This is a genomic window from Mesorhizobium sp. M0437, assembly GCF_040321335.1.
Taxonomy (GTDB): domain Bacteria; phylum Pseudomonadota; class Alphaproteobacteria; order Rhizobiales; family Rhizobiaceae; genus Mesorhizobium.
Window position 1 is genome coordinate 43,102 of the sequence record NZ_JAMYRK010000043.1, and the last position, 12,154, is coordinate 55,255.

12 protein-coding genes and 1 pseudogene are annotated in these 12,154 nt (G+C 64.3%); 9 read left to right on the forward strand and 4 right to left on the reverse strand.

Translation table 11 applies throughout. The features are described from left to right. The first annotated feature begins 1 nt into the window (after nt 1). The 5 genes from NKI72_RS23490 (at nt 2) to NKI72_RS23510 (ending at nt 4,635) form a co-directional block, all read left to right on the forward strand. Nucleotides 2-514 carry an endonuclease domain-containing protein gene (locus tag NKI72_RS23490; RefSeq protein WP_352850999.1) on the forward strand — a complete coding sequence of 171 codons (513 nt, stop codon included), beginning with the start codon at nt 2-4 and terminating at the stop codon, nt 512-514. Nucleotides 515-589: 75 nt separating this feature from the next. Further along, the gene (locus NKI72_RS23495; protein ID WP_352851000.1) at nt 590-1,834 is read left to right on the forward strand and encodes an FAD-binding protein; all 1,245 of its coding nucleotides are present in this window, start codon (nt 590-592) and stop codon (nt 1,832-1,834) included. A gap of 8 nt (nt 1,835-1,842) precedes the next feature. Then, the gene (locus tag NKI72_RS23500) at nt 1,843-2,226 is read left to right on the forward strand and encodes a DUF4870 family protein (RefSeq protein WP_352614815.1); all 384 of its coding nucleotides are present in this window, start codon (nt 1,843-1,845) and stop codon (nt 2,224-2,226) included. A gap of 68 nt (nt 2,227-2,294) precedes the next feature. Continuing rightward, a complete protein-coding gene (glcF, locus tag NKI72_RS23505) occupies nt 2,295-3,596 on the forward strand; it encodes a glycolate oxidase subunit GlcF (protein ID WP_352851001.1) in 1,302 nt (433 codons plus the stop codon). Between the two features lie 31 nt (nt 3,597-3,627). Beyond that, the gene (locus NKI72_RS23510) at nt 3,628-4,635 is read left to right on the forward strand and encodes a hypothetical protein (RefSeq protein WP_352851002.1); all 1,008 of its coding nucleotides are present in this window, start codon (nt 3,628-3,630) and stop codon (nt 4,633-4,635) included. Between the two features lie 9 nt (nt 4,636-4,644). Here the strand turns inward: NKI72_RS23510 and NKI72_RS23515 are convergent, their stop codons facing one another. Both NKI72_RS23515 and NKI72_RS23520 read right to left on the reverse strand, forming a co-directional pair. After that, nucleotides 4,645-5,565, reverse strand: coding sequence for a bifunctional 5,10-methylenetetrahydrofolate dehydrogenase/5,10-methenyltetrahydrofolate cyclohydrolase (locus NKI72_RS23515; protein ID WP_352618472.1), 921 nt, complete (start codon nt 5,563-5,565; stop codon nt 4,645-4,647). A 261-nt stretch (nt 5,566-5,826) separates the two neighbouring features. After that, entirely contained in the window at nt 5,827-6,561 is a 735-nt protein-coding gene (locus NKI72_RS23520) for a L,D-transpeptidase (RefSeq protein WP_352851004.1), read from the reverse strand. A gap of 222 nt (nt 6,562-6,783) precedes the next feature. Here NKI72_RS23520 and NKI72_RS23525 point away from each other — a divergent pair, with 222 nt between their 5' ends. Then, entirely contained in the window at nt 6,784-7,419 is a 636-nt protein-coding gene (locus NKI72_RS23525; RefSeq protein ID WP_352851005.1) for a DNA-3-methyladenine glycosylase I, read from the forward strand. Nucleotides 7,420-7,423: 4 nt separating this feature from the next. Here NKI72_RS23525 and NKI72_RS23530 read toward each other — a convergent pair whose 3' ends face one another. Then, nucleotides 7,424-7,675 carry a hypothetical protein gene (locus NKI72_RS23530; RefSeq protein WP_352502096.1) on the reverse strand — a complete coding sequence of 84 codons (252 nt, stop codon included), beginning with the start codon at nt 7,673-7,675 and terminating at the stop codon, nt 7,424-7,426. A 336-nt stretch (nt 7,676-8,011) separates the two neighbouring features. On the opposite strand from NKI72_RS23530, the gene hisS reads away from it, so the two are divergent. The 3 genes from hisS (at nt 8,012) to hisG (ending at nt 11,559) form a co-directional block, all read left to right on the forward strand. Then, the gene (gene hisS, locus NKI72_RS23535) at nt 8,012-9,571 is read left to right on the forward strand and encodes a histidine--tRNA ligase (protein ID WP_352851006.1); all 1,560 of its coding nucleotides are present in this window, start codon (nt 8,012-8,014) and stop codon (nt 9,569-9,571) included. Nucleotides 9,572-9,742: 171 nt separating this feature from the next. Then, a complete protein-coding gene (locus NKI72_RS23540) occupies nt 9,743-10,861 on the forward strand; it encodes an ATP phosphoribosyltransferase regulatory subunit (RefSeq protein ID WP_352851007.1) in 1,119 nt (372 codons plus the stop codon). Continuing rightward, a complete protein-coding gene (hisG, locus tag NKI72_RS23545; RefSeq protein WP_352851008.1) occupies nt 10,858-11,559 on the forward strand; it encodes an ATP phosphoribosyltransferase in 702 nt (233 codons plus the stop codon). Before NKI72_RS23540 ends, hisG begins: the two co-directional genes overlap by 4 nt. Before the next feature lie 208 nt (nt 11,560-11,767). Here hisG and NKI72_RS23550 read toward each other — a convergent pair. Continuing rightward, nucleotides 11,768-12,154 (reverse strand): annotated as a pseudogene (locus NKI72_RS23550) (hypothetical protein); the annotation flags it as partial.

Genomic DNA, 12,154 nt, shown 5'->3' on the forward strand with positions numbered 1-12,154 from the left:
GATGATAGCTCAGAATGGGGGTTCCTCGCCCCCGCAAAGCGGGGGAGAGGTGGCTCGGGCGGAGCCCGGGACGGAGAGGGGGACGACCGGTGCACCAAGCCGGCGTTCACCCGAAAAGGTCGCGCGCGCCCGCGAGCTTCGTCGAGGCGACAATCAGGCGGAAGCGACCCTCTGGAACGAGTTGAAGGCCAAGAGGCTGGGCGGATATAAATTCGTGCGTCAGATGCCGATTGGGCCGTATTTTGCAGACTTCGCCTGCCGAAGCGAAAGGCTGATCGTCGAGCTGGACGGAGGTCAACACGCCGATAGTACTTACGACAGGCGACGCGACGAATTCATGCGCGGCAAAGGGTTCTCGGTGATCCGATTCTGGAGCGCCGACATGCTAACCAACCCGACGAGTGTCTGCGAAACCATTCTTGCAGCACTTGAGGGACGGCTCGCGGAGGACGTAATCTCTGCCGACCTCAGGTTCGTTTTTGCAAGCAAGAACTCTAGAGGTGGCGCTCTATGATGGCCCCCTCTCCGCCTCGCTGCGCGAGGCACCTCTCCCCCGCTTCGCGAGGGCGAGGAACCAGGGCTCTGCCGCATGACCACCTTCACCCCATCAACCGCCGCGGAAACGCTCTCCACCGTCGCTTGGGCAGCCGCAGAGGAATCCCCGCTCGAAATCCTCGGCCACGGCTCCAAGCGCGGTATCGGCCGGCCGCAGCAGAGCGAGCATACGCTCGACCTTTCCAGACTCTCCGGCGTCATGCTTTACGAGCCGGCCGAACTGGTGCTGTCGGCAAAAGCCGGCACGCCGCTGGCCGAAATCGAAAGCCTGCTTGCCGAAAACGGCCAGCAACTTGCCTTCGAACCGATGGATTACGGCCCGCTGCTCGGCGGTGAGCCAGCGCGAGGCACGATCGGCGGCGCACTCGCCGCGAACCTTTCCGGCCCGCGCCGGCTGAAGGTGGGTGCTGCGCGCGATCATATCCTCGGCATAGCGGCCGTTTCCGGGCGCGGCGAGGCCTTCAAATCGGGCGGCCGCGTCGTCAAGAACGTCACCGGCTATGACCTGTCCAAGCTGATGGCCAACAGCTGGGGCACGCTGGCGGTGCTCACCGACGTCACTTTCAAGGTGCTGCCTGCTGCCGAGACCGAAGTCACGCTCGCCATCCGCGGCCTGCTCGACGATCACGCCGCCGCCGCCATGGCGCTGGCGCTGGGTTCCAGCGCCGAAGTGTCGAGTGCTGCCCATCTTCCCGAACGGGTCGCAGCTAGGGTCGCCGGCGGCAGTCTCGGCAGCGATGCCGCGACGCTGCTGCGCATCGAGGGCTTCGGCCCGTCGGTCGCTTACCGCATTGCCGCGCTGAAAGACCTGCTGAAAAACGCCGGGCCGCTGCAGGAGATTTCCGGTTCGGTCTCGTACTCGGTCTGGCGCGGTGTCCGCGACTGCGCGCCGTTCGCCGATGGCAGCGAAAGGCCGGTGTGGCGCGTCTCGATGGCGCCGTCGCGGGGCCACCAGATGGTGCTGGCGCTGCGCATGCAGGCCCCGGTCGATGCCTTCTACGACTGGCAGGGCGGGCTGATCTGGCTGCGCATGCAGCAGGACGATCCCGAGGCCGGCCTGTTGCGCGGCCTGATCAGAAGACATGGCGGCGGCCATGCGACGCTGGTGCGCGCAACCCCTTCGCACCGCGCCGCCGTACCGGTGTTCGAACCGCAAGCGCCGCAACTGGCAGCACTGTCGGCGCGGCTGAAGGCCGAATTCGACCCGAAGAATATCCTCAATCCCGGCCGTATGGCGCCGGGCGCAAGCTCTGCTACTCTCGCGCCGGCAACCGAGTGAGGAGCACAATGAGCGATCCAGGCCAAAACGGTACGTCACGCCAGACCGACCGCTGGCTGGAGCCCGGCCCGACCAACGCGCTGGTCATCTACATCCTCTATCTCGCCGGCCTGGCCATCGGCGTCAGCGGCATTGTCGGCATCGTCCTGGCCTATATCAATCGCGGCAAGGCCGGCGGCTTCGTCGAAAGCCACTACACATTCCTGATCCGCACCTTCTGGATCGGCCTGCTCTATGCACTGATCTCGGCGCTGCTGATGATCGTGGTCATCGGTGTCGTGCTGATGGTTGCCGTTGCCGTCTGGTTCATCGCCCGCTGCATTCTCGGCCTGCAGGCGCTGCAGCGCGGCGAGGCGGTCAAGAACCCGGAAAGCTGGTTTCTGGGATTATGAGCATGATCCCCAAAACTGGGTACCGGTTTTGGGAAAAGATCATGCTCAAACGGTAGGGATTCGTTTACGTGCAGACCAATTTCTCAGCTGCCCAGCTCGCCGATCCGCATGTCGCGGAATCGGAGAAGATCCTGCGCAAATGCGTGCATTGCGGCTTCTGCACCGCCACCTGCCCGACCTATGTGACGCTCGGCAACGAACTGGATTCGCCGCGCGGCCGGATTTATCTGATCAAGGACATGCTGGAAAACGGCCGGCCGGCCGACAAGCAGATCGTCACCCATATTGACCGCTGCCTGTCCTGCCTCGCCTGCATGACCACCTGCCCGTCGGGCGTCAACTACATGCATCTGGTCGACCACGCCCGCGTCCATATCGAGGAGACCTACAAGCGTCCGCTGGCCGATCGCCTGACACGCGCCATGCTGGCCTTCGTGCTGCCCTATCCCTCGCGTTTCCGCGCGGCGCTCAAGCTGGCGAAGCTCGGCCACCCATTCGCCGGCCTGTTTGAGAAAATCCAGGCATTGAAGCCTTTGGGCGCGATGTTGAAGCTGGCCCCGGCGTCGGTCCCGGAAGTCTCGCCGATGGCCTCGCCGGGCGTCCATGCCGGGCAGGGCGCGAAGAAAAATGGCCGCGTCGCCATCCTCACCGGCTGCGCGCAATCCGTGCTCGATCCCGGCATCAACGACACGACGATTTCGCTGCTGACCCGGCTTGGCGTCGAGGTCGTGGTGCCCGAGGGCGAGGGCTGCTGCGGCGCGCTGGTGCATCATATGGGGCGCGAGGACGCTGCCTTGGCGTCGGCCCGACGGAACGTCGACGCCTGGACGCGCGCCATCGAGCAGGGTGGACTCGACGCCATCGTCATCACCGCATCCGGGTGCGGCACCACCATCAAGGATTACGGCTTCATGCTGCGCCTCGATCCGGCCTATGCCGACAAGGCTGCGCGGGTCTCGGCGTTGGCCAGGGACATCACCGAATATCTGGCAAGCCTCGACCTGCCCGAGCCGGTCCGCAAGCCGGGCACCATCGTCGCCTATCACTCAGCCTGCTCAATGCAGCACGGCCAGAAGATCACCCGCCAGCCGAAGGAGCTTCTGGTCCGTGCCGGCTTCGTCGTGCGCGAGCCGCGCGAAGGGCATCTTTGCTGCGGTTCGGCCGGCACCTACAACATCCTGCAGCCCGGGATTTCGGCGACGTTGCGCGACCGCAAGGTCAGGAATATCGAGGCGACCGGTGCTGAAATCGTCGCCACCGGCAATATCGGCTGCATCACCCAGATCGCTTCCGCCGCCAAGCTGCCGGTGGTGCATACGATAAAGCTGCTCGACTGGGCCTATGGCGGCGAGCCGCCAAAATTGGTTTGATTGCTGCGCACCCGCCGATGAGACTGCCGAGATGCCCAACCCAAAGTCCGAAGAGATTGGAACCGTCGTTCGGCTGCTGTCGGACAGATCGCCGGCGACGTTCCAGGCCAGCTATGGCGAATGCCAGACAATCATCGCTCGTCATCTCAAGGATGGGTCCGAATTCCTGTTTGCGCTCATAAAGGCAGCGGTAGAAGCCGACGTCCAGCAAGACAATCTGATTATCGACGCCGTTTCGTTTCTCGACGACGCGCATTTGGCTCGTCTGGCATTTTTCCTGCAAGAGGAAGTGAAACGCGGAATAGACGTGGAGGATCTGCTGGCTCACGTCGCCTTGCAGGCGCCGGAATTGTTTCCAGACGGTACCTTGGGCGACATTCCCGATTTCGCAGACTGGCTGACGCATGATGATCCTCGTTCGCCGCCGGCATGTCATCATTTCAGCTTTGAGGAAGGCGCTCCGAGCGACATATCTTTTCCGACGCATCGCAATCATCCTACCTGGCATCTGCCGGCGACTGGCCGGCCACTTACGGTCGGCGGCGAAGGATCGGCAGTGTGCCCGACCTGTCGAGAGCGACTGATACATCTGATTACGCTGGACGATCTTGGGAGTGAGCTGACGATGCCTCTTCCCAGACTCCGTATCGAGACCTGTGCGAATTCTCTCGAACCGACCTATTATTCCCACGACGCTGCCGGTGTGCCGACGCCGATCGCACCTCTGCATTCGCCCTACATTGAGAGGCCTGCAAAAGCCGCCGAGAAAAGAACTGTTCGGTTGGCACCGACCCCTAAACGGTGGCTTAGGCAGTCGTACGGGATAAGCAATTCAAGGCAAAACCTGTTTCGGCTTGGTGGGCTGCCGTCATGGATTCAGGGACCGCAGTTTCCAGTCGTTCCCGGAACGGACCGGGAAATGAAATTTCTTCTTCAGTTCGATTCACTCGCCGGTTTCTTCTGGGGCAGCGGCGGCGTGCTCTACGTCTTCTGGGATGACGAGTCCCGGATCACCTGCCATGTGCCGCAATACACGTGACGAAAGCGCCTACTCCGCCGCCAGCCGGTCTGCCGTGCCGTAGGTGGCCTGGTAGCGGGCGCGCTGGCGGCTGAGCGCCACCATCGTGTTGCGCAGCAGGATCGCCACCGTGATCGGGCCGACGCCGCCCGGCACCGGCGTGATCCACGACGCGACATGCCTGACGCTCTCGGCGTCGACGTCGCCGACGATGCGGCTCTCGCCGTCCGGCCCGATTTCCGAATTGATGCCGATATCGATGACGGCGGCGCCCGGCTTGACCATGTCGGCCTTGATCAGCCGCGGTTTGCCCACCGCGACGAACAGCGCGTCGGCGCGGCGTGCGTGTGCCGCCACCGAACGCGTCATGTGGTGACAGACGGTCACCGTCGCGCCTTCGCTCATCAAGAGGAACGCGATCGGCTTGCCGACGATCTCGGAATGGCCGACGACCACCACCTCGAGCCCCTTGAGGTCGAGGCCGGTTTCCCTGAGCAGTTCGACCGAAGCGGCGGCGGTGCAGGGCGCCAGGTCGAGCTGGTTGTAGACGATGTTGCCGATCGAGGCCGGATGCATGCCCTCGACATCCTTGAGCGGATGCACCGCCGCCTGCAGCGTCTTGATCGGAATGTGCACCGGCACCGGCCGCTGGATGATGATGCCGGTGACGCGCGGGTCGGCGTTAAGCCCGTGGATTGCCGCTTCCAGCTCGCCGGCGGTGATGTCGGCGCGAAAGCGCCTTTCCTCGAAGCCGATGCCGGCCAACCCGGCCTTGGCGCGCTGGTTGCGGACATAGACATCGACCGCGGCGGTATCGCCGACGGTGACCGACACCAGCTTGGGCGGAAAGCCTTCGGCGGTGGCGATCGCCGCGTCTTCGCGCACGCCGGCGATGATGCGTTGAGCAACCGGGCCGCCTCTGAGATAGCGGCTGTCGTCGGAAAGGGACATCGGGATGGGGCCTTTATCTGGATTTTAGCCGCCACATAGCAAAGCAACCGCGAAAAGGCAGCGCGAAAAGCGAACCGCCATGCCGGTCGCGCGACGTGCCGGCAAAATCTTCCCGTCAATTCCTGCTGGCGGAAACAAAAAGGGCAGCACGGCTTGCCGCGCTGCCCTTTCGTGACTGGCCGCATCCCCACACGGCCCGTCCCCCGTTATTCAATGCTCCCGAGGCTTCTGAGCAGAATCATCGATGAGGTCAACCGCAGATTACATCACTACAACCATCGTGCCAACATTGACCCGCTCGTAAAGGTCGACCACGTCCTCGTTGCGCATGCGGATGCAGCCCGACGACACCGCGCCGCCGATCGTCCAGGGCTGATTGGTGCCGTGGATACGGTACTCGGTCGAGCCGAGATAGAGCGCGCGTGCGCCGAGCGGGTTTTCCATGCCGCCAGCGAGATAGGTCGGCAGATAACGGCCCTTGGCGGCTTCGCGGGCGATCATCACCGCCGGCGGCCGCCAATCCGGCCAGACGCGCTTATTGGTGATCTTGTGGGTGCCGGACCATTCGAAGCCCGGCTTGCCGGTGCCGACGCCATAACGCCGCGCCTTACCGTTCTTCCCGACCAGATAGAGGAAATTCTCTCGCGTATCGATGACGATCGTGCCCGGCTTCTGCGGGCCGTCATAGGCGACTTCCTGCGGCAGATAGATCGGGTCGATCTGCGGCCGCATCACCATGCGCTTGGCCGGCGCCTGCACCGCTGCGGTGCGCAGCTGATCGGGTTCGGCCAGCCGCCGGTAGCGCCGTTGCGGCTGCGCCTCTTGCCGGCTCTGCCGCACGATGCCCGGGGCATGGCCGAGCTGCAGCACCCAGGGCGCCGAAAGATCTGGGCTGACCACCACCGGCGGCCTCTCCGCATAGCGGTCGCTGGCATTGGCGGCGCCGGCCGCAAGCACGGCCGCGGCGCCGAACAGTGGGAACAAGAATGTCTTCATCGCAACGCACCTTGATCGTCGAACATGCCGGGGTGCAAAGCCTCCCCGATTTCGCCGACATTGGGCGCGAAGCGGCAACCGAAACATGAATCGGAATGTGTAAAATGCCGATCTGTCAGTAAAGCTTTTGGTGTGGTTACCGCCCGGTTCAGGAATCTGGTAAAGCCGCGGTAAAGGCCGCGTCAAAACGCGTTAACGCCAAGACACGAACGGAATTCCGCCATGGATGAAAAGACAGGTCTGCTTGCCGGTCCCGACGGCATCGCCCGCTGCTTCTGGCACGGCAACCTGCCGGATTATCTGCACTACCACGACCACGAATGGGGCCGGCCGGTCGCCGACGACCGCCGCCTGTTCGAGAAGATCTGCCTCGAAGGTTTTCAGTCGGGCCTGTCCTGGCTGACCATATTGCGCAAGCGCGACAATTTCCGCGAGGCGTTTGCCGGCTTCGATGTCGACAAGATCGCCGCCTTCACCGACGCCGATGTCGAGCGCCTGCTCGGCAATGCCGGCATCATCCGCCATCGCGGCAAGATCGTCTCGACCATCAACAACGCCAAGCGCGCCCGCGAACTCATCGACGAGGCCGGTTCGCTGGCGGCCTGGTTCTGGAACTTCGAGCCCGGCCCGCACGAGCGTCCCGAGATCATCGACCTCGCGCATTTGCGCGCCAATCCGACGACGGCCGTCTCGGTCCGCATTTCGAAAGAGCTGAAGAAGCGCGGCTGGAGCTTTGTCGGCCCGACCACCGTCTACGCCTTCATGCAGGCGATGGGGCTGGTCAACGACCATCTCGAGGGCTGCGTCTGCCGCGAGCCGGTCGAGGCGGAACGGAAAGCGTTCAAGCGGCCGAAATAGCGGCTCAGGCGCCGCCGGCGCCGGCCAGGAAAAACCCGGCAAGGATGGCCGCCAGCGCGGCGAACACCGGATAGATCACCAGCAGTCCGGTCATCAGCACGTCGCGCATGGTCGGTCCGCTGCGCTGTTGCGCCGCGATCTCGAACGGTCCGGCGATTTGCTTCGTATTCGGCGCATAACCATCGGCCGGCCGCAGCCGGACCGAGGCGTCGCGTGCGCCGCTATCGATGATGTCGAACTTCTGTAGCGTGGCCATGGCCCCGAACCCCTTGTTTCGGCGCGCTTATCGGCCCGGATTGTGTCGGCACGATGCCGCGCGCATGGCACAATTGTTTCAGGTTCTTTTTCGCCTTTCCTTCTCCCCTTGTGGGAGAAGGTGGATCGGCGCGCAGCGCCGAGCCGGATGAGGGGTGTTGGAAGAAACGAGACGTCGGCGTTCCTTGGAACACCCCTCATCCGACCGAGCTTCGCTCGGCCACCTTCTCCCACAAGGGGAGAAGGAGAGCCGCAAACCCTTGCCTTCTCCGGGCTGCATCGGTAGGACACGCCGACCCGAAATAAGTCACCGATTACTTAGCAAAGTACCCATCCCATGGCCGACAAATCCGAAAAGATGAAAGCGCGGCTGCCGCGCGGCTTTGTCGACCGCGGCGCCGACGATCTGCGCACCGTCGAGAAGATGATGGCGACGATCCGCTCGGTCTTTGAACTCTACGGTTTCGAGCCGGTCGACCAGCCGCTGATCGAATACACCGATGCGCTCGGCAAATTCCTGCCCGACCAGGACCGGCCGAACGAGGGCGTGTTCTCGTTCCAGGACGAGGACGACCAGTGGCTGTCGCTGCGCTACGACCTGACCGCGCCGATGGCGCGCTTCGTTGCCGAGAATTTTGAGCGCCTGCCGAAACCCTATCGCAGCTATCGCTCCGGCTGGGTGTTCCGCAACGAGAAGCCCGGTCCCGGCCGCTTCCGCCAGTTCATGCAGTTCGACGCCGACACGGTCGGCACGCCGGGTGTCGCGGCCGATGCCGAGATGGCAATGATGATGGCCGACGTGATGGAGGCGCTCGGCATCAAGCGCGGTGATTACGTCGTCCGCGTCAACAACCGCAAAGTGCTCGACGGTGTGCTCGAGGCGATCGGCCTCGGCGGCGACGAGAACGCTGGCCGCCGGCTGCAGGTGCTGCGGGCGATCGACAAGCTGGACAAGCTGGGCGTCGAGGGGGTTCGCCTGCTTTTGGGCGCCGGGCGCAAGGACGAGAGCGGTGATTTTACCAAGGGCGCCGGGCTGGGTAACGCTCAAATCGATGTTGTGATCAGCTATTTCACGGTCATGGCGCAGCATGATCCCGAACAAGTTGTCCAGACACTGGGATCTATCACCCCAGGGCTCAGCAATCTTGTCGAGGAAAGAAAACTCGAACATCTCGGCATCACGAACGCCTCGTTTGTCGAGGGTCTTGCAGAGTTGGAGCAGATAAGAACCATGGTCGCGCAAAGCGGCTACGGTGAGGATCGCATTCGCATCGATCCCTCCGTTGTGCGTGGCCTCGAATATTACACCGGCCCGGTCTACGAGGCCGAGCTGCTGGCCGAAATCCCCAACGAGGACGGCCAGATCGTGCGCTTCGGCTCGGTTGGCGGCGGCGGACGTTATGACGGCCTCGTCTCGCGCTTTCGTGGCGAGCTGGTGCCGGCGACCGGTTTTTCGATCGGCGTCTCGCGGCTGATGACGGCGCTGAAGAACCTCGGCAAGCTCGATACTTCCGATGTCATCGCGCCGGTCGTCGTGCTGACCATGGACAAGGACACGGAAAGCCTCGGCCGCTACCAGAAGATGGTGGCCGAGCTGCGCGCCGCCGGCATCCGCTCGGAAATGTATCTCGGCGGCGCCGGCATGAAGGCGCAGTTGAAATATGCCGACCGCCGCGGCAGCCCGGTCGCCGTCATCCAGGGCGGCGACGAGCGCGCCAAGGGCGAGGTGCAGATCAAGGACCTGATCGAAGGCGCGAAAATGTCGGCCGAGATCGCCGACAACGCCGAATGGCGCGCCGCGCGACCGGCGCAGGTGACCGTGGCGGAAGGCGATCTGGTCGCCGAGGTGAAGAAGATACTGGCGGCGCAGGCCGAGGAGCGGGCGCGTGGCAAGTAGGGCGCCGCTTCCTTCTCCCCTTGTGGGAGAAGGTGGCCGAGCGAAGCTCGGTCGGATGAGGGGTGTTCCAGGGAACGCCGACGCCTCATTTCTTCCGGCACCCCTCATCCGTCTTGGCGCTTCGCGCCAATCCACCTTCTCCCCCAGGGGGAGAAGGGAAGGGCGCCTGCCATGACCTCGCGCCCCGCCATCGCATCCGACATCACCAGCCTCTTCGCCGCGCGAAATACGCACGCGGTCGAGGTCGCTGTGCTGCAGCCGGCCGACCCGTTCCTCGACATGGCCGGCGAGGATTTGCGGCGCCGCATCTTTCTCACCGAGAGCGAGACCGGACAGACGCTTTGCCTGCGGCCGGAATTCACCATTCCGGTCTGCCTCGACCACATTGCCAGCCAGGCCGGCACGCCGCGCCGCTATTCGTATCTCGGCGAGGTGTTTCGCCAGCGCCGCGAGGGCGGCAACGAGTTCTTCCAGGCCGGCATCGAGGATCTTGGCGACCGCGACACGGCCGCCGCCGACGCGCGTTCGCTGGCCGATGCGCATGCGCTGCTTTCGCTGGTGCTGCCCGGCCGGGAGCTGGCGGTCACGCTCGGCGACCAGACCATCTTCGAGGCGGTGCTTGCAGCGCTTGGCCTGCCGCGCGGTTGGCGCATGCGGCTGGCCCGCGCCTTCGGCTCGGCGCCGATGCTGGAAGCAGCCCTTGCCGACCTCGCCAATCCACCGCGCAACAGCCAGCTTGCCGGCGCGGTCGCCGCCCTTGTCCTCGACGGCGATCTTGACGGTCTTTCGGCGCATATCGCCGGCGGCATGGAAGAGGCTGGCCTGTCGGCAACGGCCGGGCGTTCGCCGTCCGAGATTGCGCGGCGCCTGATCGAGAAAGCCGAACTGCGCAGCGTACGGCTGTCGAACGAGGCATTCGCGGCACTGAAGAGTTTCCTGGCGATCGACGTGCCGCTCGACAGCGCCGCCGGAGCGCTCCAACGTTTTGCAGCCGATGCCGGGCTTTCACTGGGGGCTGCGCTGGAGAATTTCGCAGCCCGCGCCGCGGCCATAGAAAGCCTCGGCCTGCCGATGTCTGAAATCCGCTACGACGCCGCCTTCGGCCGGCCGCTCGATTACTACACCGGCCTGGTCTTCGAGATCGCGGCGCAGGATGGCGACCGGCCGCTCGCCGGTGGTGGCCGCTACGACCGGCTGCTGACGCTGCTCGGCGCAAAAACGCCAATCCCCGGCGTCGGTTTTTCCGTCTGGCTCGACCGCATCGAGGCGCTGCGGGAGACGGCGCCATGATCACGCTGGCGATCCCGTCGAAAGGCCGGCTCAAGGAGCAGGCGCTGGAGGTCCTGGCCAAGGCCGGGCTTGCCGTCAGCCTGCCCGGCGACGAGCGCAAATATCGCGCCCGCATCGACGGCCTTGACGGCGTCGAGATAGCGTTCCTGTCTGCCTCGGAGATATCAGGCGAAATCGGCCAGGGGTCGGTCGATCTCGGCATCACCGGCGAGGACCTTTTGCGCGAAAACCTCGCCGATTGCGAGGCGCGCGCCGAAATCATCGCCCGCCTCGGTTTCGGCAATGCCGATGTCGTCGTCGCCGTGCCCGACATCTGGCTCGATGTCGACACCATGGCCGACCTCGACGACGTCGCCGCCGACTTCCGCCAGCGCCACAGCCGGCGGCTCAGGATCGCCACCAAATACTGGCGCCTGACCCAGCAGTTCTTTTCGCAAAAGCATGGCATCCAGGTCTACCGCATCGTCGAAAGCCTGGGCGCCACCGAAGGCGCGCCGGCGGCCGGATTGGCCGATATCGTCGTCGACATCACCACGTCAGGCGCGACGCTGCGTGCCAACCATCTCAAGGTGCTGGCCGACGGCGTCATCCTGCGCTCGCAGGCCTGTCTCGTGGCGTCGAGGAAGGCGCGTTCGGCGGCCGACGAGGCGACTTTGCGCGATATTGCGGCAAGGATGGCATCGGTGAATTCAGGCTGACGACCAGCCAATCTCCCCCCTTGAGGGGGAGATGTCGCCGAAGGCGACAGAGGGGTCGGTACGTCTTGACGCGACTCTCCTAACGGCAGGCAGGTGCTCCACGCGAGACGACCCCCTCTGGCCTGCCGGCCATCTCCCCCTCAAGGGGGTGTTTGGACCGGAGACATCGCGAACAGGTGTGCGAGGACATCGCGAACAGTGCTCCATGCTATCTCTCGACGAGGTTGAGGTCGATGGTTTGGATTTTCTGATGGCGGAAGAAGACGTTGAAGACGCCGTCCTTGTCGGTCGCACGGAAGGCGACGGCGCGCCCGGCGAAGGCATTGCAGATCTTGAAGTGGCGGCCGAACAGCGAGGTCGCGCCCTTCTGCTGGATCTTGCGGATATGGTCGCCGGGCGCATAGTCGAAGGGCTGCTGGGTCTCCCTGAAGTCGCGCGGGGAAGACCGGTAGCGGTCGAGCGGCACGGCGCCGTCGATCGCCTCGTGCGGGCGCTCTGCATTGTACAACACGACGAGAGAACGCCCACGGGACCGAGGAACGCAAGTTTCTTTATCCATGGCATCCCTGGGCCGGGCGTTGTGTTCACGTTCATG

Bases quoted from the DNA above. Each gene is read 5' to 3' on its own strand.
- hisG (WP_352851008.1), top strand. From the start codon at position 10,858: ATGATCACGCTGGCGATCCCGTCGAAAGGCCGGCTCAAGGAGCAGGCG.
- NKI72_RS23490 (WP_352850999.1), top strand. From the start codon at position 2: ATGATAGCTCAGAATGGGGGTTCCTCGCCCCCGCAAAGCGGGGGAGAG.
- hisS (WP_352851006.1), top strand. From the start codon at position 8,012: ATGGCCGACAAATCCGAAAAGATGAAAGCGCGGCTGCCGCGCGGCTTT.
- NKI72_RS23530 (WP_352502096.1), bottom strand. From the start codon at position 7,675: ATGGCCACGCTACAGAAGTTCGACATCATCGATAGCGGCGCACGCGAC.
- NKI72_RS23510 (WP_352851002.1), top strand. From the start codon at position 3,628: ATGCCCAACCCAAAGTCCGAAGAGATTGGAACCGTCGTTCGGCTGCTG.
- NKI72_RS23525 (WP_352851005.1), top strand. From the start codon at position 6,784: ATGGATGAAAAGACAGGTCTGCTTGCCGGTCCCGACGGCATCGCCCGC.
- NKI72_RS23540 (WP_352851007.1), top strand. From the start codon at position 9,743: ATGACCTCGCGCCCCGCCATCGCATCCGACATCACCAGCCTCTTCGCC.
- NKI72_RS23520 (WP_352851004.1), bottom strand. From the start codon at position 6,561: ATGAAGACATTCTTGTTCCCACTGTTCGGCGCCGCGGCCGTGCTTGCG.
- NKI72_RS23495 (WP_352851000.1), top strand. From the start codon at position 590: ATGACCACCTTCACCCCATCAACCGCCGCGGAAACGCTCTCCACCGTC.
- NKI72_RS23500 (WP_352614815.1), top strand. From the start codon at position 1,843: ATGAGCGATCCAGGCCAAAACGGTACGTCACGCCAGACCGACCGCTGG.
- NKI72_RS23515 (WP_352618472.1), bottom strand. From the start codon at position 5,565: ATGTCCCTTTCCGACGACAGCCGCTATCTCAGAGGCGGCCCGGTTGCT.